Source organism: Pseudomonas sp. DE0157 (assembly GCF_007678615.1).
Taxonomy (GTDB): domain Bacteria; phylum Pseudomonadota; class Gammaproteobacteria; order Pseudomonadales; family Pseudomonadaceae; genus Aquipseudomonas; species Aquipseudomonas parafulva_B.
This window is the reverse complement of sequence record NZ_VEJN01000015.1, coordinates 58,408-79,182: the sequence shown is the minus strand read 5'-3', so window position 1 is coordinate 79,182 and position 20,775 is coordinate 58,408. Positions and strand designations below refer to the sequence as shown.

Annotated in this window: 16 protein-coding genes; 3 read left to right on the top strand and 13 right to left on the bottom strand. The window is 61.5% G+C overall.

The features are described 5' to 3' along the window. Positions 1-126: 126 nt before the first annotated feature. Positions 127-540: an NUDIX domain-containing protein gene (locus tag FS777_RS17355; RefSeq protein WP_078478093.1), complete on the top strand. Its 414-nt coding sequence runs from the start codon at positions 127-129 to the stop codon at positions 538-540. Here the strand turns inward: FS777_RS17355 and metR are convergent. The 7 genes from metR to FS777_RS17320 form a co-directional block, all read right to left on the bottom strand. Further along, complete coding sequence (gene metR, locus FS777_RS17350; protein WP_023535218.1) at positions 524-1,441, bottom strand: transcriptional regulator MetR; 918 nt, start codon at positions 1,439-1,441, stop codon at positions 524-526. The two genes, FS777_RS17355 and metR, sit on opposite strands and share 17 nt — an antisense overlap. 117 nt (positions 1,442-1,558) lie before the next feature. After that, complete coding sequence (locus tag FS777_RS17345) at positions 1,559-2,887, bottom strand: sigma-54 dependent transcriptional regulator (RefSeq protein ID WP_027915364.1); 1,329 nt, start codon at positions 2,885-2,887, stop codon at positions 1,559-1,561. Further along, positions 2,884-4,788: an ATP-binding protein gene (locus tag FS777_RS17340; protein WP_058639300.1), complete on the bottom strand. Its 1,905-nt coding sequence runs from the start codon at positions 4,786-4,788 to the stop codon at positions 2,884-2,886. The genes FS777_RS17345 and FS777_RS17340 overlap by 4 nt, the downstream gene beginning before the upstream one ends. Before the next feature lie 73 nt (positions 4,789-4,861). Further along, entirely contained in the window at positions 4,862-5,596 is a 735-nt protein-coding gene (locus FS777_RS17335) for an amino acid ABC transporter ATP-binding protein (RefSeq protein ID WP_058605188.1), read from the bottom strand. Next, positions 5,593-6,264, bottom strand: coding sequence for an amino acid ABC transporter permease (locus tag FS777_RS17330; RefSeq protein ID WP_023535230.1), 672 nt, complete (start codon positions 6,262-6,264; stop codon positions 5,593-5,595). Before FS777_RS17330 ends, FS777_RS17335 begins: the two co-directional genes overlap by 4 nt. Further along, complete coding sequence (locus tag FS777_RS17325; RefSeq protein ID WP_058605186.1) at positions 6,265-7,011, bottom strand: amino acid ABC transporter permease; 747 nt, start codon at positions 7,009-7,011, stop codon at positions 6,265-6,267. A 142-nt stretch (positions 7,012-7,153) separates the two neighbouring features. Beyond that, entirely contained in the window at positions 7,154-8,071 is a 918-nt protein-coding gene (locus FS777_RS17320; RefSeq protein WP_058639693.1) for a glutamate/aspartate ABC transporter substrate-binding protein, read from the bottom strand. A gap of 370 nt (positions 8,072-8,441) precedes the next feature. Here FS777_RS17320 and FS777_RS17315 point away from each other — a divergent pair, with 370 nt between their 5' ends. Further along, positions 8,442-12,512 (top strand): NEL-type E3 ubiquitin ligase domain-containing protein, encoded by a 4,071-nt coding sequence (locus tag FS777_RS17315; RefSeq protein WP_256675191.1) that lies wholly within the window; start codon positions 8,442-8,444, stop codon positions 12,510-12,512. A gap of 28 nt (positions 12,513-12,540) precedes the next feature. Here FS777_RS17315 and glpD read toward each other — a convergent pair whose 3' ends face one another. From glpD to FS777_RS17295, 4 genes are all read right to left on the bottom strand, one after another. Further along, entirely contained in the window at positions 12,541-14,070 is a 1,530-nt protein-coding gene (glpD, locus tag FS777_RS17310) for a glycerol-3-phosphate dehydrogenase (RefSeq protein WP_145256640.1), read from the bottom strand. A gap of 202 nt (positions 14,071-14,272) precedes the next feature. Beyond that, complete coding sequence (locus FS777_RS17305; protein ID WP_058639696.1) at positions 14,273-15,028, bottom strand: DeoR/GlpR family transcriptional regulator; 756 nt, start codon at positions 15,026-15,028, stop codon at positions 14,273-14,275. 128 nt (positions 15,029-15,156) lie between these two features. Continuing rightward, positions 15,157-16,656 (bottom strand): glycerol kinase GlpK, encoded by a 1,500-nt coding sequence (gene glpK / locus FS777_RS17300; RefSeq protein WP_058639697.1) that lies wholly within the window; start codon positions 16,654-16,656, stop codon positions 15,157-15,159. A 48-nt stretch (positions 16,657-16,704) separates the two neighbouring features. Continuing rightward, on the bottom strand, positions 16,705-17,556 hold the full coding sequence (locus FS777_RS17295) for an MIP/aquaporin family protein (protein WP_058639698.1): 852 nt from the start codon (positions 17,554-17,556) through the stop codon (positions 16,705-16,707). 298 nt (positions 17,557-17,854) lie between these two features. Between FS777_RS17295 and ybaK the strand changes: the two genes are divergently transcribed. Then, a complete protein-coding gene (gene ybaK, locus FS777_RS17290; RefSeq protein ID WP_058605180.1) occupies positions 17,855-18,325 on the top strand; it encodes a Cys-tRNA(Pro) deacylase in 471 nt (156 codons plus the stop codon). A gap of 74 nt (positions 18,326-18,399) precedes the next feature. Here the strand turns inward: ybaK and FS777_RS17285 are convergent, their stop codons facing one another. Next, positions 18,400-19,509 carry an ABC transporter ATP-binding protein gene (locus FS777_RS17285; protein ID WP_145256637.1) on the bottom strand — a complete coding sequence of 370 codons (1,110 nt, stop codon included), beginning with the start codon at positions 19,507-19,509 and terminating at the stop codon, positions 18,400-18,402. Beyond that, positions 19,506-20,426, bottom strand: coding sequence for an ornithine carbamoyltransferase (argF, locus tag FS777_RS17280; protein ID WP_058605178.1), 921 nt, complete (start codon positions 20,424-20,426; stop codon positions 19,506-19,508). The genes FS777_RS17285 and argF overlap by 4 nt, the downstream gene beginning before the upstream one ends. Positions 20,427-20,775 lie beyond the last annotated feature (349 nt).

The following is a 20,775-nucleotide window of genomic DNA, read 5'->3' as shown; positions in this document are numbered from 1 at the left end:
GGTTATGAAGGGTCCCGGCCGGGTTGGCAAGTGGCCATTCGTCTGCCCAGGTCCAAACCTGGCAGTAGCCTTGTCACGGCTGGGGAGGCATGGGATGCTCGCCGCCCATTTTCAGGGAGATCACCCATGGCCAATACCATCCGCATTGCCGCCGCCTTATTGCTGGACTCGCAAGGTCGCACGCTGCTGGTGCGCAAGCGCGGCACTCAGGCATTCATGCAGCCGGGCGGCAAGATCGATGCCGGAGAAACCCCGGTTCAAGCGTTGGCCCGTGAGCTGCACGAGGAACTGGGCCTGCAGATCGACCCCGCCAAGGCCGTGCGCCTTGGTCAGTTCAGCGCTCCGGCAGCCAATGAGCCAGGGTTCGAGGTGCAGGCCGAGTTGTTCCGGGTGGACTGCGCGGCATCAGTAATGCCGGCGGCCGAAATCGAGGAGATCACTTGGTTGGCCGCTGACCAGACGCCAGAAATGCCCCTGGCGCCCCTGACCCGTGACCTGATCCTGCCGCTGTACCGCCAGTTGCTCAGCGCACCGCACTGACCCCGTCGAGGGTGGCGAACGAAGTGTCTTTGGCCGTCAGCAGAAAATCGCGCATATAGGGTGCATCTAGCATGTCGGTGCGCACGGCAGCGTAGAGTGTTGCGAACAGGCCTTTTTCGCCCAGGCGCTTGCCTTTGACGTAACCGCGCGAGCTGTATTCGTGCAAGGCCCAATGGGGCATGCCGCACACGCCGCGGCCGCTGGCCACCAACTGCATCATCATGACCGTAAGCTCCGAGGTGCGTACGGCCGCAGGCTCGATGTCGGCTGGCTCCAGGAAGCGGGTGAAGATGTCCAGACGGTCACGCTCCACCGGATAGGTGATCAGGGTCTGGTCCGCCAGGTCCTGGGGCACCATGTAGGGTTTGCTGGCCAACGGATGTTGGTTGGCCACCGCCAGCATGGCTTCGTAGGTGAACAGGGGAACGTAGGTAATGCCGGCCAGGTCCAGGGGATCGGAGGTCACCACCAGGTCCAGGTCACCACGGGCCAAGGCGGGCAGGGGCGCGAACGCGAAGCCTGAGGCCAGGTCCAGTTCCACTTCAGGCCAGGCATCACGGAACTGATCGATGGTGGGCATCAGCCACTGGAAGCAGCTGTGGCATTCGATAGCCATGTGCAAGCGACCGGCAGTGCCGCCGGCCAGTCTGGCGATATCCCGCTCGGCGCCACGCAGCAGGGGGAGCGTGGCGTCGGCCAGTTGCAGCAGGCGCAGCCCTGCGCTGGTGAAGCGAATGGGCTTGCTCTTGCGCACGAACAACGTCAGGCCCAGGCGCTCTTCCAGTTCCTTGAACTGGTGGGACAAGGCCGACTGGGTCAGGTGCAGCCGCTCGGCCGCTTCGACCAGGCTGTCTGCTTCACGCAGGGCATGAAGGGTTTTCAGGTGGCGGATCTCCAGCACAGCTAACTCCGAGGGTAGGGCTGAGGGTAAACATCTTGGAGTTGAGTTTCCCTCATGTTACCGCCGCTGTCGACTGTGCCTTGCCCATTGAGTGATCTATTGCGGCGCCTCGGTCCATCAACCCAGACCGTATTTCTTGACCTTGTCGAACAACGTGGTCTTCGCCATGCCCAGCTCCTGGCTCGCCTGGCTCAGGTTGCCCCCGGTGCGCTGCAAGGCGTCACTGAGCAGGTTGCGCTCGAAGGCCTCCACGGCCTCGGCAAAGCCCAGCCCTTGGCTGCTGGTGCCCGTGGGGCCTTTCTTGAAGGCGGGCAGCCCTAGTGCATAGCGTTCGGCCACATTGCGCAGTTCGCGCACGTTGCCCGGCCAGTCATGGGCCATCAGCCGTGACAGCGTCTGGCTGTCCAGGGTGGGCGTCTCACGGTCGAACCGCAGCGCCGATTGCTGCAGGAAGTGCTCGAACAGCTGCAGGATGTCTTCGCGGCGTTCGCGCAGCGGTGGCAGTTCGAGGGTCACCACGTTCAGGCGGTAATACAGGTCGCTGCGAAACTGCCCGCTCTGACCCAGGCTGTCGAGGTCGGCCTTGGTCGCCGCGATGAGCCGGCAATCCACGGGAATGCTCTGGTTCGAGCCGAGCCGTTCCAGGGTGCGCTCCTGGAGCACCCGCAACAGTTTGATCTGAAGGTTGATCGGCATGCTTTCCACTTCATCGAGAAACAGCGTGCCGCCGTTGGCGTGCTCGATCTTGCCGATACGCCGTTTGCCAGCACCGGTGAAGGCGTTGGCTTCATGGCCAAATATCTCGCTTTCGAACAGGTTCTCGGGCAGGCCACCGCAATTCAATGCCACGAAGGGCTGGCCCTGGCGACGGCTGAAGTCATGCAGGCAGCGGGCCACCAGTTCCTTGCCGGTGCCTGTCTCACCCTCGATCAGCACATTGGCGGAGGTATCGGCCACGTTGGCGATCAGTTCGCGTAGGTGCTGCATGGCGGGCGAACGACCGATGATGCGCCCCTCCAGGCTGCTCTGCCCGGCAAGCTGGCGGCGCAGCGCCGAGACTTCACGAGACAGGCCGCGTTGCTCGAGCGCACGGCGCACCACATCGACCAGCCGCTCGGGAGAGAAGGGCTTTTCCATGAAGTCATACGCGCCGTTGCGCATGGCGCCGACGGCCATGTCGATATCACCGTGCCCGGTGATCAATACCACCGGCAGGCTGCGGTCGCGCGCCTTGAGACGGTTGAGCAGTTCCAGGCCGTCGATACCCGGCAAGCGAATGTCGCTGACCACGATGCCGGCAAAGTCATCGCCAATGCGCTCGAGCGCCTGTTCGGCACTGCCTACGCCTTCGCAACCGATGTCCTCCAGCGCCAGTGCCTGCTGGCACCCAAGAAGGACATGGGGGTCGTCTTCGACGATCAGAACGGTAAGGGGCGCTTGGGTCATGGAGAGTCTGCCGATTCGCTGGGGGTGGAGGCCAAGGGCAGGATCAGCACGAAAGCTGTGCCGCCGCTGGCAGGGTGCTCGACACTGAGGCTGCCCTTGGCGGCCGCAGCAAGGCTAGCCGAGAGGGTCAGGCCCAGGCCAAGGCCATTGTCGCCCGGCTTGGTGGTGAAGAACGGTTCGAAAAGATGCTTGCGTGCCTCTGGATCGATGCCATGGCCGTTGTCGCGCACCTGCAAGCGGTATTTATCCCCCTGCAGTTCGCCTTCGAGCCACAAGGCCGGTTGGGGCTGGACAGCCATGGCATCCAGGGCGTTGCCGATGAGGTTGACCAGGATCTGCTCCAGCCGGGTCTGGTCGATGGCCAACTGCAGGTCCTGGTAATGGCGGTGCACCTGCAGGTGGCTGCTGTTGATCCGTTCTGCCAGCACCTGCAGGCTGGCTTCGACCGCCTTGGCCACCGCGGCCTGGCCGCTGTCGTCACTGCGTCGGGCGAATGAACGCAGGCTGGCGGTGATGCGGCCCATGCGGTCGACCAGGCCATTGATGGTACGCAGATTGGTACTGGCGGTCTCCAGTGCGCCGCGTTCGATGAACCGAACGGTGTTGCCCGACAAGGTACGCAGCGCCGCCAAGGGTTGATTGAGTTCGTGGGCGATACTGGTGGACATCTGTCCGATGGCTGCCAGCTTGCCAGCCTGAACCAGTTCGTCTTGCGCCTGGCGTAGGGTCTGCTCGGCATGACGGCGCTCGCGTATCTGCCCCTTGAGCCGTTCGTTGCTGGCCCGCAGGTCGGCCGTACGCTCGGCGATGCGGCGCTCGAGCTGGCTATTGGCTTGCTCCAGCGCCTCGCGGGCTGCCAGGCGGGTAGCGATGACTTTGCGTCGCTCGTTCCAGGCGATGCCCAGAATGGTCAGCAAGGCAAACGCCACACCGACCAGGATGCCCTGCACCATGGATTCGCGACGCAGATCCTGAAGCGGCGTGAGCAGCGTAAAGTGCCAGGGTGTATCGACCAGACGACGTGTCTGGGCCAGGTAGGCCACCTCATCGGGGTTGCCCTGGGCCGTTTCGCTGTTGGCCGGGAAGGTCAGCTTTTCTACCCCGTCGGCCAGGGTCTCGCGCCCCAGCGGTTGCAGCTCATTGAGCGGCCACCAGTAGTATTGCAGGCTGCGCGCCAGGCGCTCCTTGGTTTGCGGGGTCAGTGGACGCACCGATTTGAGGCGTCGAGCCGGATCGCTGGAAAGAATGATGATCCCGTTCTCGTCGCTGACGAACGCTTCCAGGCGGGCCCGCTGCCAACGTTCCTCCAGGGTATCGAGACGCACCTTGATCACGGCAACGCCGATGATTTTGCCGTGCTCCTCAAGCCCGTGGGCCAAGTAGTAGCCAGCTTCGCCCGTGGTGCTGCCGATGCCGTAGAAGCGCCCGGGTTCGCCACGCACGGCGGTCTGGAAATACGCGCGAAACGACAGGTCCTCGCCCAGGAACGAGTCGGTATCGCGCCAGTTGCTGGTGGCCTGCACCCGCCCTTGGGTATCGAGCACGAAGATCGCACGGCTGCGGCTGCGCCGGTTGAGGCCTTCGAGGTATTCGTTGACGGTTTGCCGTGAGCCACCATCAGGGTCTGTCAGCAGGTGCGACACGCTGTCTTCGAGTTCCAGCAGGCTGGGAAGGTAGGTGTACTTGCTGATTTCGCTCTCGACCGTACGCGCATGCAATTCCAACTGGCGCTCGCCATTTTCACTGAGCACGCGTATGCCGTTGCTCTCGCTGATCAGGAACCCGGCCATGCCCAGCCCGATCATCAGCAGGATGATCAGCGGGGGTAACAGCAGTTGGCGAACAAGGCGGGCTTTCACGGCAGGCTTGGCAGGTAACAGGAGCGAGGGGTCGCATTTCATCACAGTGACCTCGTCACGGCCAGCGCCCGCTGCCCGGAAGGGCGGCGGGGCCGAGCGGCTCGATGAGGCAGGATCAGTGCTGAAGGATCTTGCTCAGGAAGTGCTGGGTGCGTTCGTGACGGCCTTCGGGGTTGCCGAAGAAGTCTTCCTTCTGGCAATCCTCGATGATGTGCCCCTTGTCCATGAATATCACGCGGTTGGCCACTTTGCGGGCAAAGCCCATTTCGTGGGTCACGCACATCATGGTCATGCCTTCGTGGGCAAGCTCGACCATCACGTCCAGCACTTCGTTGACCATCTCCGGGTCCAGGGCCGAGGTGGGCTCGTCGAACAGCATGACGATCGGGTCCATGGACAATGCTCGCGCAATGGCGACCCGTTGCTGCTGGCCGCCGGACAACTGCCCGGGGTGCTTCTTGGCGTGGGCACTCAAGCCGACGCGGTCGAGCAGGGCCAGGCCCTTCTTGGTGGCTTCGGCTTCACTGCGGCCCAATACCTTGCGCTGGGCAATGGTCAGGTTTTCGGTGATGGTCAGGTGGGGGAACAGCTCGAAATGCTGGAAGACCATGCCCACGCGCGAGCGCAGTTTGGGCAGGTTGGTCTTGGAATCGGCGATCGAAGTGCCGTCGACCACGATGTCACCTTTCTGGAAAGGCTCCAGCGCGTTCACACACTTGATCAGGGTGGACTTGCCCGACCCCGAAGGCCCGCACACCACCACCACCTCACCTTTCTTGACCTCGGTGCTGCAGTCGGTCAGCACCTGGAAGTCCCCGTACCACTTGTTGACGTTCTTGATGGAAATCATACGGTGATCCTTTTTTGCAGGCGCTTGACCAGCCACGAAGCGGAGAAGCTGATAATGAAGTACACGACGCCGGCGAAGATCAGGAACTCATGGGAGCGCCCGATGATGTCGCCGTTGGAGCGTGCCGAGTTGAGGAAGTCGACCAGGCCTACCGTGTAGACCAGGGACGTGTCCTGGAACAGGATGATGCTTTGCTGCAGCAGCAAGGGCGTCATCTTGCGGAAGGCCTGGGGCAGGATGATCAGGCGCATGGTCTGGCCATAAGTCATGCCCAATGCTTGGGCCGCGCCCATCTGGCCCTTGGAGATCGATTGCACACCGGCACGCACGATTTCGCAGAAATAGGCCGCCTCGAACATCATGAAGGCGACCACGCAGGAGGTGAAGGCCCCCACCGGCGTGTCCTGCCCGGTGATCCAGCGCAGCACGAACGGCACCGCCAGGTAGAACCAGGTGATCACCAGCAACAAGGGGATCGAGCGGAAATAGTTGACGTAGGCGCCGGCCAACCTGGACAGCAGTTTATTCGACGACAGGCGCATCAGCGCCAGCAGGGTGCCCAGCACGATGCCGCCGATGACGCCCATCACCATCAGTTGCAGGGTCATGGCCATGCCATCCCAAAGGGCGGGCAGGGCGGGGATGATTTCGCTGAAATCCAGGTCCATTTACTTGCCCCCTACAGAGATCAGGCCAGGTACCGCCACTTTCTTTTCGACGACGCGCATGAGCAGCATCAGGCCCATGTTGAGGGTGAAGTAGATCAACGTGGCCAAGGTGAACGCTTCAAACAGGTTGGCCGAGAACTCGGCGGTCTGCTTGGTTTGCGCCAGCAGTTCCATCAGGCCGATCAACGAAGCCACCGAGGAGTTCTTGAACACGTTCAAGAATTCGGAGGTGAGTGGCGGGATGATGATGCGGAAGGCCTGTGGTAGCAGCACATTGGTGTAGATCTGCGACAGGCTGAAGCCCATCGCCCGCGCTGCCGATTCCTGGCCACGTGGCAGGGCCTGGATGCCGGTGCGAACCTGCTCGCACACCCGTGCGGCGGTGAACAGGCCCAGGCACACGACCACACTGATCAAGGCCGACGTGGTCGGGTTCAAGTCCTGCTTGAACCATTCCTGCAGCCCCTCTGGCAGCAGGTCCGGCACCAGAAAGTACCAGATGAACAGCTGCACCAGCAAAGGCACGTTGCGGAACAGCTCGACGTAAGCGGTGGCGATACCGGAAACGAGCCGGTTAGGCACGGTACGCATCACGCCCAGGATCGACCCCAGCAGCAAGGCGATGATCCAGGCGGAAATGGCGATGGCGATGGTCCACCCCAGGCCGGTGATGTACCAGTCCAGATAGGTTTCGCTGCCCACGCCAGTGGACTTGAAGAACACGCCCCAGTCCCAGTTGTAATTCATCGGGATTTCCCCTCAGACGATTGTTTTACGGGCACCTTCCAGCTTCCGAGGGCAAACTGCCCTCGGATGAAAGGTTAGACACTAACGGGGAGCCTGCCGGTTTAATTCGCGCCTTGCAGCGCGGCAGGCTCCAGGCTGGGGGTCAGGATTTCTTCTCGTCTGCCGCCTTGTCGGTCGGCTCGGCGATCAGCTTCTTGAGCTCGTCGCTCATCGGGAATTGCAGGTTCAGGCCTTTTGGCGGGATTGGCTGCTGGAACCACTTGTCGTAGCTCTTGTTGACTTCACCGGACTTGAAGTAGCCAACGATCGCATCATCCACGGCCTTCTTGAAGGGCTCATCACCCTTGCGCACCATGCAACCGTAGATTTCATAGGATTGCGGCGTACCGGTGATGACCCAGTCCGACGGCTTGCGAGCCTTGGCCATTTCGCCAGCCAGCAGCGCGTCATCCATCATGAAGGCCACGGCGCGGCCGCTCTCGAGCATGTTGAAGGCTTCACCGTGGTCCTTGGCGGAGATCACGTTCATCTTCATCTGCTTGTCGGCGTTCATGGCCTTGAGAATGCGCTCGGAGGTCGTGCCTGCGGTAGTCACTACGTTCTTGCCAGCCAGGTCTGCGAAGTCCTTGTAGGCCGGCTGACCGTCTTTGACCTTGGTCAGCAGACGGGTGCCAACCTCGAAGATACCCACCGAGAAGCTGACTTGCTGCTGACGCTCGACGTTGTTGGTGGTGGAGCCGCACTCCAGGTCGACGGTGCCGTTCTGCACCAGCGGGATGCGGGTCTGGGAAGTGACCAGGTTATAGCGGACCTTGATGTCGGTACCCAGTTGCTTCTTCAGGGCCTCGACGACGGCCAGCTGGATGTCGTGGGAATAGCCTACAGGCTCTGGCTTGCCGGCCAGGTAGGAAAACGGGATGGAGGAGTCGCGGTGGCCCAAGGTGATGGTGCCTGAATCCTTGATCTTCTTCAGGGTGCCGGTGAGTTCTTCGGCCATGGCCGGCGAAGCGATTACAGCAGCCGCGATGGCGGCGCCCAGCAATTGACGAACGATACGCATCAAATTTTCCTCGACGTGTTTGTTTTTTTTATGGAGCCGTTGGCGGACTCTTTCGTTCAACGGATACGGCAGCTGTTGCATCCGGTTGATGGATATGAGCAGAAGTCGTGCCAAGGTCCGTGAAGCATGTTAGCCCCGCTGAAAGCGTGGGCGTTAGCCTTGTTCGACTAATTCGAGTTTTTCAACAGAGTCGGAAATTCGAATGACCTTCAATTTCATGTTCGGTTATCCGAATGAGTGTTCATGCTTGTGTACCCAGCCATATGTAACACCTGCCCATGACAGCCCGATGTTCTGCTACGCCATTTTCCAGACCAGAGGAAGATTTGTGGCAGATAACGCACTACCTCACCTTTCCGTTGATGCATGTGTGGCGAAGGCGTTGCCGGCTTGGCTGACCAGCGCTGATCCGGACCTGCTGAGCACATTCCACCGGGCGCTCGATCTTGAACAGTTGTCGAGCGAGGCGGTCAGGGCGCGTTTGAAAACGTTGCCTGGGCTAGAGACCTTTGCCCGCCCATTACTTCAGGAGGCGCTGCGAGCCAGGGGCTTGGGTGAGGTGAATGTAGACACCGCCCAGGTGGTGCTGCATGACAAAGTTGCGATACCCAGTGCCGCGCCTCGACTGCAGACACCCATGAGAGCGCTTTACAGCAAAGAGTCGCTGCTGGTGGCCGCGCTGCACAACTTTCATGAAAGCGAGACCTTTCCCGGCCTGCACCGGCGCGCTCACTTGCAAGAGGCAAACGGCACTGTATTGCCGCTCTCCTTCGAAGCGTTTGCTCGGCTCTGCCGGCAGCTGGACCTGGGCGGGCAGTACCAGCAGCAGCTGCGTACGTGCTTGTTCCCCAAGGCGCGCCCCCCAGCACCCGCCGATTTTGGGCAGCGTGCGGTAGAACAGATTTTCGAGGAGCGTCTACGTGCGGCACTCGATGTTGCAGTCAGGATGGCCAGGCTCAAAGGGCAGTTGACCGAGCAAGACTACCTGGCACTTCTGCCACTGATAGCCCAGAAGCCGACCGTACCGGCCGTGACTCAGGGGTTCCAGCCGTTCGAGCTATTTGTCCTGGGCAAGCCCGTTCAGCGTTGCCTGGTCATTGAGCTTCGCGCAGCGGCCAATGGGGCCATGCACGGCTTGATAAGCTGGTTTTCCGATGACCCGGCCGAGCCCATCGGGCGGCATGCGGACTGGGCTGGATTTTACGAGCACCTCGGCAAGCGGCTGCGTGAGCGTCAATATAGACGGTATTTCGTCAGCTTGATCGCCCAGCGCGAGCAGCCTGCGTTCCTGGCCCAGTTGGCGCAATTGAACAAATCCTCTGGTGGATCTACACCGCTCGCCATCGATGGTCGCCATTTCGCAATAAAAGGCTCTGTCTTTGCCTGCCTGCGTAAACGCTTGCTCAATACAATGATCGACGATGCCCGGGTGCTGGCCGTCCCTACGGGCGATTTGACTCAACTTGAGCGGCACGAGCGCATCGACGCCTTGAAAGGGGCAGGGCTCGATGCGCTCACCCTGGCCGCGCAGTTCGTTCCCGGCTTGGGCGAAGTTTTGTTCGTAGCGGCAGCCGTAGACGTCGCGCGCGAAGTCTACGACGGTTACGAGGCTTGGCAGATAGGCGACAGGCAGCAAGCGCTGGCCCATGTGTTCAATGTGGCGCAGGTCGTGGCCACGGGCGCAGTGCTTGGGGCTGCGCAGTCTACGATCGGCGGCGCGCTAGAGCGCATCGGTTTGGTCGACGGCCTCACGCCGGTGAGGGTGGCCAACAGGGGGTTGCGTCTGAAAAAGATGCCGGCGTCGGCCCACAGCCTGGAGCATCCGGGTGAATTGATGCGCAGTTTTGGCGCCGATCTTGAGCAGGTATCCAACCTGGATGCCGACGTGCTGATGCAGGTCACGGGTCTGTCGCCTGAACACTTGCGCAGCTTGCGTTTACACGAGGAGCCGGCGCCAGCACGGCTCAGGGAAGCGCAGGCACGGCACCTGCTGCATAGCCAAGGGCCGACCTCCGAGCTGTTGGTCGAGCAAGCGCTGGCACTTTCAGTGGGCGAGCCAGGCGTTGGCGTGGATACGCTCACTCGCGACTTCACCGGCCTGTCAGTGCCACTGGCGCAAGAAATCGTGGAGTGCGCCACCACCGAACAACTGGCGACGCTGATGAGCGGCAAGGTACCCCTGCCGCTTGCTGAGCGAGCGCGTTGGGCTTTGCGTGAAAGCCGCATCGATCGCGCGTTGTTGGGGCTCGAGCATGAGCATGCCGCCAACCTGGACACACTGCGCCTGGCCCTGGCGCTGATCGATGAAACATCGCCATGGCCCGTGTCAACACGTATCGAGGTGCGTTTGGGGGAGGCTCAGGGCCAGCTAGTGGTCTTCCACGGCCCGGCTGATGCACAGCGCACCGAGGTGATCGTGCAGACCATCGGGGGATATCAGTTGCAAGCACATCCTATCCAGGCCCGGGACCAAGGGCTGCTGGCATGCCTGCTGCAGACCCTGGATGAAACCCAGAAAACCGCTTTCGGCGGCCCATCGATTACGACAGCCGAATTAGGGGCAGATCTGCTGCATAGGGCGGCTGCCGACCGTGGGAAGACGGCCCAGTCGCTGGGGATGACGGCGCTGGGTGGTCGCTTCAATCCGCCTCGCCGACTCCAGGATGGCCGTGTCGGTTATCCCCTCAGCGGGCGGGGCGAGAGCAGTCGGCAAGCACTGCGTCGGGGCATACGCCGCATTTACCCGACACTGACCGATGACCAGATGGACGCTTATCTGGCGCAATTGATCGAGCGCGACGTGAACCTTTGGGACCACCTGAGCGATCTCGAAGGGCGACTGGAACGTCTGCGTCAGTCCCTCGCCTCCTGGGAGCGCCAGGGCAATGGCTTCATTGATCGGCGCCGCCGACGCAGGGTGGCCACCCACATTCGTCGCGCTTGGCGACGCAAGACGGTCGCGTCCGAGAATGATGAGTATGTGCTGCGTCTAGAGGGCGAGCAGGTAGGCACGCTACCTGACCTGCCTGGTGACATCGATTTCAATCACGTGCGGCAACTGGCCTTGCGCAACCTGGCGCTTACCTATGTCAGCGATGCCTTTCTCAGACGCTTCCCGCACTTGCAGGTGCTCGATTTGCGCGGCAACCAGTTGACGCAGCTGCCTACAGGACTCAGCGGTCTGGGGCAGTTGCGCACACTGCGCCTTGATGACAATCGGATCGTACTGCAACCCGACAGTGACACGGTGCTGACCGGGCTGACCCACCTTGAACACATCAGCTTGAGCGGTAATCCGATCGGCCGCGTACCGAACCTGTCTGCCCTGCGTCATCTGCGTGCGATTTCACTGCGCAACACGGGCCTGTTGAACCCCCCGCAGCCCCATCAAGTGCTGTGGCGCGGCCTGATGGACATCCGTGAAAACCAGATTCGTGAGGTCAACGAGCACCTGCGCGCGCTTGGAGACCGCATCCAGCAACTGTCCCTGCACGACAATCCGTTGGACGAAGCCAGTCAGCAAGCACTCGCCACTGCAAACGAGGGCTCACGCGCCCCACGCCACCATGCCCGAGTGTCCGTTGACAACGAACTGCGAGACAGCTGGATTGGGCCGGCCAAGCCAGAGATACGCCATCGGTATGAACGCATCTGGAGCGCCTTGCTCGACGATGAGGGGTCGGCCGATCTGTTCCGGTTCCTCGCCGACTTTGCCGAGTCTGACGATTTTGACGAACGGCCGCAGTACTACCGCGCACGTATATGGCACATCCTGGAGTTGTGTGCTGAAAGTACGGATGTCCGCGAATCGGTCTACTTGCAGACCCAAGGTCCGCAAACCTGCGATGACCGTCTGTTGCTGCTGCTCAGTCAACTGGAGGTGAGGGCGCATATCGCCATGCATACGGCTGGGACGAGTGCCGGGCAGACTGAGCGCGAACTCTTGCGACTTGGCCGTTCGCTGTACCGCCTGGACCAGGTGGACAGTATTGCCGCTCGGCACATCGAGCAAATGCGACGCGATCCCTATGCGATGGTGGATGACATCGAAGTGTACCTGGCTTATCGGGTCAATCTGGCGAGTCGCTTGGGGTTGCCGGCTCAGCCGAGCTACATGAACTACCCGGAATTCAGCGACGTCATCAGTCGGCAGGTCAGGCTGGCCGGAGACCGGGTACTGGCGGGTGAAAGTCTGGATGTGCTGGCAGCAGCGCTGGCGCAACGCGAGTTCTGGCAGTCGTTTGTGCGCAGCTATTATCGCGAACGTTTCGAGGCGCTGGCGGCACCGTTTCACGAACGGCTCGAGGCCGCCGAGCGCACCGCCGGCGAGCACGGGGAGCAGGTCTATCTACAGCAAGCTGCTGCCTTGAAGGCTGAACTCGATGCCCAGGAGCAGGCGCTTTACCATGAGCTCGCCATTGAGGCCTACAACCGCCTGTGAGCATGGGCTGACAGGCGGCGCACCTGGGTCAGGCGGCGTGGCTGCGCTGCGTTGCCTTTTTCAGGTACTGGGCGAGGGTGTTCTGTTCCGCCTCCGTGGTAAACAGCCCAAGCTTGGTACGACGCCACAGGATATCTTCAAGGCAGGTTGCCCACTCATGCTCGCACAGGTAATCCACCTCGCGGGCAAAGAGCCCCGCACCAATGGCTTGACCCAGGTCCTGCGGGCCTTCGACGCCTGCCAACAGTGTCCAGACGCGGCTGCCATAGGTGCGTGCCCAGCGCTGGGCAATGGCCGGGGCGAGCCAGGTATGCCGAGCAAGCAAGGCTTCTTCAAGTGCCTGGGGCGTGGTCATGTCCTCGCCGCCCGGCAGGGTTGCTTCGGCCGTCCAACTGCCGCCCATCTGGCTGAAGAATGGCTTGAGTTCGGCCATGGCCGATTCGGCCAGCTTGCGGTAAGTGGTGAGCTTGCCACCGAAGACCGAGAGCAGGGGGGCTTCACCGTGGGCGGCGGACAGTGCCAAGGTGTAGTCACGGGTAACGGCCGACGGGTTGTCCGACTCGTCATTGCACAGGGGGCGAACGCCTGCATAGGTGCTGAAGATGTCACTGCGCTGCAGCTGGTGATTGAAGTGGGCGTTGACCACCTTCAGCAGATAGTCGGTTTCCTGATCGGTGATCGCTACCTTGGCAGGGTCGCCTGTGTATTCACGGTCAGTGGTGCCGATCAGCGTAAAACGATCAAGATACGGGATGCAGAAAACGATGCGCTGGTCTTCGTTCTGCAAAATGTAAGCGTGCTCGCCTTCATACAGCCGGGGGACGATCAGGTGACTCCCCTGAATCAGGCGAATGCCGTAAGGAGCGTCCAGTTTCAGGTCGTTCTTGATGAACTGCGCAACCCATGGGCCGGCGGCGTTCACCAGCCCTTTGGCCCGCACTGTCCGGGTGCTGCCGTCGGCGTGCTGCACATCCACTTCCCAGATGGCGCCGACACGCCTGGCGCCCAGGCACAGTGTCTGGGTGTGAATATGCGCGCCATGTTCACGGGCGGCCATGGCGTTGAGGACCACCAGGCGAGCGTCGTCAACCCAGCAGTCGGCATATTCGAAACCGCGGGTGATGGCCGGCTTGAGCGCGGAGCCCGCGCCAAATCGCAGGCTGCGCGAGGCGCCCAGGCGCTTGCGCTTGCCCAGGTGGTCGTACAGGAACAGGCCAGCACGGATCATCCAGGCTGGGCGCAGATGGGGGCGGTGGGGCAGCACGAAGCGCATGGGCTTAACAATGTGCGGTGCCTTGGCCAACAGGACTTCGCGTTCGGCCAGGGCCTCACGTACCAGACGAAACTCGTAATGCTCAAGGTAGCGCAGACCACCGTGAATCAGCTTGCTGCTGGCTGATGAGGTGTGCCGGGCCAGGTCGTCCTTTTCACACAGAAAGACTTTCAGGCCGCGGCCGGCAGCGTCGGCGGCGATGCCCACACCGTTGATGCCACCGCCTATCACCACCAGGTCATAGCAATCGGCGACGGGAGCGCTGGTCGAATCGGGCTGGGACACAGGGAAGGCCTCCTGGAGCAATTTGTATCGAAAGTGAACATTTATGTTCGTTTCCGAAAATACTAGCGCAAGAGGACGCGACTCGCCAGTCCGTATTCATAGAAAATACTGATCAGGTGACAAGCAAATGAACATTAACGAAAAAAGCCAGTACGGCGCGGGCTTGTGCCGCGCCCACAGTTGCAGCGCCTGTAGAGACAACCTAAACCACTTCGACACGCACCTTGTGTTCATTGAGCAGTTGGACCAGGGCAGGGGTTGGGGTCTGATCGGTCACCAGGCAGTCGACCAGGCTGATGGCGCCCAGGCGCACCATGGCATTGCGCCCGAACTTGCTGGAGTCCGCTGCCAGGATCACCTGCCGAGCATTGGCAATGATCGCCTGGGATACGCGCACTTCCTGATAGTCGAAATCCAGCAGGCTCCCGTCTTCATCGATGCCGCTGATACCGACCAGGGCGTAATCGACCTTGAACTGATTGATGAAGTCGACACTGGCCTGGCCTACGACGCCGCCGTCACGGCGCACGGTACCGCCCGCCACCAGGACCTCGAAGTCATCCTTGGCCGCCAGGATGGAGGCGACGTGCAGGTTGTTGGTGATGACCTTCAGTTGGCTGTGGTTGAGCAAGGCACGCGCGATGGATTCGGTGGTGGTGCCGATATTGATGAACAGTGAGGCATGATCGGGCACCTGCCGAGCGACAGCCTCGGCGATGCGCTGCTTTTCATCACGCATCTGGTCGGCGCGCATGGCATACGCCGTGTTCTCGACGCTTGAATCGTAGGCTGCGCCCCCGTGGTAACGGCGCAACAGGTCGAGCTCTGCCAGTTGATTGATGTCGCGGCGGATCGTTTGCGGGGTAACGACGAACAGCTGCGCCATTTCCTCGATACTGACGTAGCCGCGGTCGCGGACCAGTTCGAGGATTTGTTGTTGGCGTGGAGGCAAATTCATGGACGTCCTTCGGAGCAGCCTGACAAATGCTGCAATGATGCCGTAGGACGGGGATGACGACCAGCGTGGCGTCCGAAGGGTGGATCCGGCGCAGGCCATGGAGCGGACTGCGCCGTTGCCTACGGTGATCAGGCGTCGTGTTCTTCCCAATCGCGGGTGCGATCGACGGCTTTTTTCCAGCCACCGTACAACTTCTCTTTCTGCGCTTCATCCAGTTGCGGGCTGAACTCCCGCTCGATGATCGCCTTGTTGCGCAATTCGTCCAGGCTGCTCCAGAAACCGCAAGCCAGGCCCGCCAGGTAGGCTGCACCCAGCGCCGTGGTCTCGCGCATCTTGGGGCGCTCGACGCACGTGCCGAGGATATCGGCCTGGAACTGCATCAGGAAGTTGTTGGCCACCGCGCCGCCGTCAACCCGCAGTTCGGACAGGCGTTGGCCGCAGTCCTGCTGCATTGCATCGAGCACGTCGCGGGTCTGGTAGGCGATGGACTCCAGTGCTGCGCGGATGATGTGATCCACCTTGACGCCGCGGGTCAGGCCAAACAGCGCGCCGCGGGCATAAGGGTCCCAGTAGGGGGCGCCAAGGCCGGTAAAGGCAGGCACCAGGTAGACGCCATTGCTGTCCTTGACCTTGCTGGCGAAGTACTCGGTATCCAACGCGTCATTGACGATCTTCAGTTCATCGCGCAGCCACTGGACCGTCGAGCCGCCGTTGAACACGGCCCCCTCCAGGGCATAGGCCACTTCACCGCGCGGGCCACAGGCGATGGTGGTCAACAGGCCATGGGAGGAAGTGACGGCCTTGTCGCCCGTGTTCATCAGCAGGAAACAACCAGTGCCATAGGTGTTCTTCGCCTGCCCCGGTTCCACGCACATCTGCCCGAACAGGGCCGATTGCTGGTCCCCGGCGATGCCGGCGATGGCGATGCCACTTTTGGTATGCCCATAGACCTCGGAAGAGGAGCGCACCTCTGGCAGCATTTGCGCAGGGATGCCCAGGATGTCGAGCAGCTTTTCATCCCACTGCAGCGTGTGGATGTTGAACATGAGGGTTCGCGAGGCGTTGGTGTAGTCGGTGACATGCACCTTGCCGCCGGAAAACTTCCAGATCAGCCAGGTATCGACGGTGCCGAACAGCAGCTCGCCACGCTCGGCGCGTTCCCGGGCGCCGTCGACATTGTCCAGGATCCACTTGAGCTTGGTACCGGAAAAGTACGGGTCGGTGACCAGACCCGTGGTTTCACGAATGTAGTCCTCAAAGCCGTCGCGCTTGAGCTGGGCGCAGATTTCGGTGCTGCGCCGGCATTGCCAGACGATGGCGTTGTATACCGGGCGGCCGGTTTCCTTGTCCCAGACGACGGTCGTTTCGCGCTGGTTGGTGATGCCCAGGGCCGCGACCTGGGCATGGCTGATGCCAGCTTGGGCCAGTGCTTCGACCATGGTCGCACTCTGGGTGGCGAAGATTTCCATGGGGTCGTGCTCGACCCAACCTGCCTGCGGATAATGCTGGACGAACTCACGCTGGGAGGTGCCGACCACATTGGCGTCGCGGTCGAAGATGATCGCACGCGAACTGGTGGTGCCCTGGTCCAGGGCGATGATGTACTGCTTGTCCTGAGTGTCTGTCATGGTGTTGGCCTTGCAAAATAGGGGTCGTGGCGGGTCTGTCTGCCGTGCTCAGTTGACTTGCGTATCGCCTTGGCGACCATCGCTTGCCGCAGGCGTGGACGTTGGAGCTGCGGGCAAATTGCGGGCAATCAAGCCACGATAGGTGGCAGCACCCAGGCAGGCGCCGATGATAGGGCCGAATATCGGCACCAGGAAGTAAGGCACATCTCGGCCGCCGGTAAAGGCGATTTCGCCCCAGCCTGCCAGGAACGTCATGATTTTCGGGCCCAGGTCGCGTGCCGGGTTCATGGCAAAGCCGGTCAAGGGCCCCATGGCACTGCCAATCACCGCGATCAGCAGGCCGATCAGCAGCGGCGCCATCGGGCCGCGGGGTAGGCCGTTGTTATCGTCGGTCAGGGCCATGATGACGGCCATGAGGATCGCCGTGATCACCACCTCCACCAGCAGCGCTTGCGCCGTAGACAAGGAAGGATGGGGATAGGTCGAGAAAACCGCTGCCAGGTCCAGGCTGGATTCACTACCGCGCAGCATGGCGTGCGCTTGTTCGAAATCGAAGAACAGGCTGCTATAGAGGGTGTAGACCAGCGCCGCGCCGCAGAAGGCACCACACACTTGGGCAAGCATGTAGAAAGGCAGCTTGCGCCGCTCGAAGCCGGCGAACAGGGTCAGCGCGATGCTGACGGCAGGGTTCAGGTGTGCACCGGAGATCCCGGCGGTGAGGTAGATGCTCATGCTGACTCCCACCCCCCAAATGATGCTGATTTCCCAGAGTCCGAAGCTTGCGCCTGCGACTTTGAGCGCGGCGACGCAGCCGGTACCGAAGAAGATCAGCAGCGCAGTACCGAGGAATTCGGCCAGGCACTGACTGGACAGCGTGGGTTGGCCTTGGGCAATTGTCATGTATGACCTCGTTGTTTTTGTTGTGAGTCGCGCGGGGCTCGACAGCAAGGCCCGGACCTTCCGGATGGTCCTGGGCGGATATGAGGTGCACCGTGAAGGTGCACCCCCGGCATTCAGAAACGAAAAAATATAGACAAGAAACGCTGATGTCAAAGGTCGAAAGTGAACGGTCAGTCACGTTTTGGGCAACGGCCACCAGCGTGATGCCCCATCGTAGAGCGGGGCGCACGGGCTTCTTGGCTGGAATGTGGGAATTGACCTAAAGTAGCTGCCGATCTGTCTTACACCGGAACTTCGTATGACGCCCGCTCTGGACCTGCTGAAAAAGCATCACGCGCACTATCACGTTCACAGCTACGAGCATGACCCCAAGACAGCGTCCTATGGACTGGAAGCTGCAGATAAGCTCGGCCTGGACCCGCAGCAGGTATTCAAGACGCTGCTGGCTTGTAGCGAGAAAGGGGAGTTGCTGGTAGCGGTGGTGCCTGTGGTGGGTACCCTTGATCTCAAGGCCTTGGCGCATGCGGCGGGGGTGAAAAAGTGCGAGATGGCCGACCCTGTCAAGGCGCAGCGGGCAACAGGCTATCTGGTAGGTGGGATCAGCCCGCTAGGGCAAAAGAAACGTCTGCGCACCTTCATCGACGAGGCGGCGCAGCGTTTTGCGACTATCCATGTGAGCGCCGGACGACGTGGGCTGGAGGTGGAACTGGCGGCAACGACCCTGGCCGAGCATACCCAGGCCACCTTTGCCAGTATTGGCAGAACGTGATGCCCATTCATCCTTGCTACCTGCTCGGGTTGAGCCGGTAGCGGGCCCGCTCAAGACGTAGCCCGGGCCTGGCGTCAGTTCGGCCCACTGTGGCGACGAACGCCTGTTGCCTGCTGCACCGTCTGGGTTGCAATGCTGCCTGGCACCGGAAACACCACCAAGTGATCGGCTTTTACTGCGATGCCCACCTCTTCTCCTGGCTGACGATCCACATGGCTGGTGAAGATCGCTTCGAGCTGGCTGCCGGTGGGGAGTTGCAGGCGGTACAAGGTCGAGGCGCCGAGAAAACTCTTGCCCACGATCACTGCGCGCAACGGGCTGTCGGGGGCATGCACGATGTCATCCGGACGTAGCAACACATCCACCGAGCTGCCGACAGCCATGCGATAGGCGCGGTTGCCTCGCAGCTCGCCCAGCTCGGTGCTGACGGCTTCCACACTGGTCATCTGGCCACGGATAAAATAGCCCTGGCCGATGAAACTGGCCACGAAAGGTGTCTGCGGTTCATGGTACAGGTTGTAGGGTGTATCCCACTGCTCAAGCCGGCCTTCCTTGAACACCCCAACCTGATCGCTGACCGCGAAGGCTTCTTCCTGATCATGGGTGACCAGGATGGCGCTGGTACCGCGCTGCTTGAGGATATCCCGCACCTCGTGGCTGAGCCTGCGACGAAGCTCCACGTCAAGGTTGGAAAACGGCTCGTCCAGAAGCAGCAATTGCGGCTCTGGCGCCAACGCCCGTGCCAGTGCCACCCGCTGCTGCTGGCCGCCGGACAGCTCGTGAGGGTAACGGCCACCAAGCCCACCCAGCTTGACCAGGTCCAGCATCTCGTCGATGACCGCCGCCTGGCGCGGGTGCTTGGCGATGCCGAAGGCGATGTTCTGCGCCACCGTCAGATGGGGGAACAGGGCATAGTCCTGAAACACCATGCCGATGCGGCGCTTCTCCGGCGCCAGGGTGAAACCGGCCTTGGAAATGACGTTGCCGGCCAGTTGGATTTCGCCTTCGTGCACCGGCTCGAAACCTGCGATGGCTCGCAAGGTCGTGGTCTTGCCGCAGCCGGACGAGCCCAGCAGGCAGCCAATGTCGCCTGCATTCAGATGCAGGTTCAGGTTCTGGACGATGCGCTGGTCGCCATAGCCGCAGGCAAGGTTGCGCAGGTTGAGCAGTAGAGGTTGACTCATGCGTGGTGGTAAGCCGGTTCGACAAGAAATTCCAGGAGTGCCTTTTGTGCATGCAGACGGTTCTCAGCTTGATCCCAGGCGACCGAACGGGGGTCATCGAGCAGATCATGGCTGATTTCCTCGCCACGGTGGGCGGGCAGACAATGCATGAACAAGACGTCGGGTGCTGCCAGGTCGAGCATGTCGCGGGTGACCTGGTACGGCGCGAAATGCGCCAGGCGACGAGCAGTTTCCTCCTCCTGGCCCATGGAAGTCCAGACGTCGGTGGTCACCAAGTGAGCACCTTTTACCGCTTCACGGGGATCGCGCACGATCTGCACGTGCTCAGCGCCGATGGCCAGGAACCGTGGGTCGGGCTCATATCCCTCGGGGCAGGCGATGCGCAGCTGGAAACCGAATTGCCGGGCCGCTTCGATGTACGAGTTGCACATGTTGAAGCCGTCGCCGATCCACGCGACGGTCTTGCCCTCGATTGCCCCACGGTGCTCGAGGAACGTCTGCATGTCGGCCAGAAGCTGACAGGGGTGCGACTCGTCCGACAGGGCGTTGATCACCGGTACGCGGGACTTGGCGGCAAAGTCAGTCAGGGTGCTGTGGGCGTGGGTCCGTATCATCACCACGTCGAGCATGCTCGACAGGACGATGGCGCTGTCGCCGATCGGCTCGCCCCGGCCCAGTTGGGTATCGCGCGGGGACAGGAAAATGGCCTGGCCGCCAAGCTGAATCATCCCGGCTTCGAACGACACGCGGGTGCGGGTCGACGATTTTTCGAAGATCATGCCCAGCACACGGCTCTTCAGCGGCTCGAACAGCACGCCCCGCTTGCGCAGGTCCTTCAGCTCGATGCCGCGGCGGATCACCCCGAGCAATTCGTCGGTGGTGAAGTCCAGCAGGGAGAGAAAGTGCCTAGCGCTCATGATTGACTACCTTATCTGCAACAGTATGCAGGCCGACCGTGCGATTTTTTTTGACAACGGCGGTGACCTGCGGCGTAAGCCGCACGGGGCGGACGAATAGGGAAAGGCGCAATACTATAATTAAATGTCGCCTGAAACCAAGGGGTGAAACCGCTTGGCACCCCCCGGCGATGTTGCAAGGGGTTTCGCAGGGCACTGTATCGCTGTGTTTTATTTGCTACGGCTGTTTGTACACGGCTTGAGGGCACATTGGCAAACGGGCAGGTCCTGCTGTATGAGTGATAAAGACCAATTCACACCGCGAAGCACGCTGGCTCCTGTACAAGGCTGAGTTCATAGTCGAGCCATC

What these genes read in the sequence shown, in the direction of transcription:
- glpK (WP_058639697.1), bottom strand. Translation starts at nt 16,656, where the DNA reads ATGACAGACACTCAGGACAAGCAGTACATCATCGCCCTGGACCAGGGC.
- FS777_RS17340 (WP_058639300.1), bottom strand. Translation starts at nt 4,788, where the DNA reads ATGAAATGCGACCCCTCGCTCCTGTTACCTGCCAAGCCTGCCGTGAAA.
- FS777_RS17285 (WP_145256637.1), bottom strand. Translation starts at nt 19,509, where the DNA reads ATGAGTCAACCTCTACTGCTCAACCTGCGCAACCTTGCCTGCGGCTAT.
- FS777_RS17335 (WP_058605188.1), bottom strand. Translation starts at nt 5,596, where the DNA reads ATGATTTCCATCAAGAACGTCAACAAGTGGTACGGGGACTTCCAGGTG.
- FS777_RS17330 (WP_023535230.1), bottom strand. Translation starts at nt 6,264, where the DNA reads ATGGACCTGGATTTCAGCGAAATCATCCCCGCCCTGCCCGCCCTTTGG.
- FS777_RS17345 (WP_027915364.1), bottom strand. Translation starts at nt 2,887, where the DNA reads ATGACCCAAGCGCCCCTTACCGTTCTGATCGTCGAAGACGACCCCCAT.
- FS777_RS17320 (WP_058639693.1), bottom strand. Translation starts at nt 8,071, where the DNA reads ATGCGTATCGTTCGTCAATTGCTGGGCGCCGCCATCGCGGCTGCTGTA.
- FS777_RS17325 (WP_058605186.1), bottom strand. Translation starts at nt 7,011, where the DNA reads ATGAATTACAACTGGGACTGGGGCGTGTTCTTCAAGTCCACTGGCGTG.
- FS777_RS17355 (WP_078478093.1), top strand. Translation starts at nt 127, where the DNA reads ATGGCCAATACCATCCGCATTGCCGCCGCCTTATTGCTGGACTCGCAA.
- FS777_RS17295 (WP_058639698.1), bottom strand. Translation starts at nt 17,556, where the DNA reads ATGACAATTGCCCAAGGCCAACCCACGCTGTCCAGTCAGTGCCTGGCC.
- ybaK (WP_058605180.1), top strand. Translation starts at nt 17,855, where the DNA reads ATGACGCCCGCTCTGGACCTGCTGAAAAAGCATCACGCGCACTATCAC.
- argF (WP_058605178.1), bottom strand. Translation starts at nt 20,426, where the DNA reads ATGAGCGCTAGGCACTTTCTCTCCCTGCTGGACTTCACCACCGACGAA.
- FS777_RS17305 (WP_058639696.1), bottom strand. Translation starts at nt 15,028, where the DNA reads ATGAATTTGCCTCCACGCCAACAACAAATCCTCGAACTGGTCCGCGAC.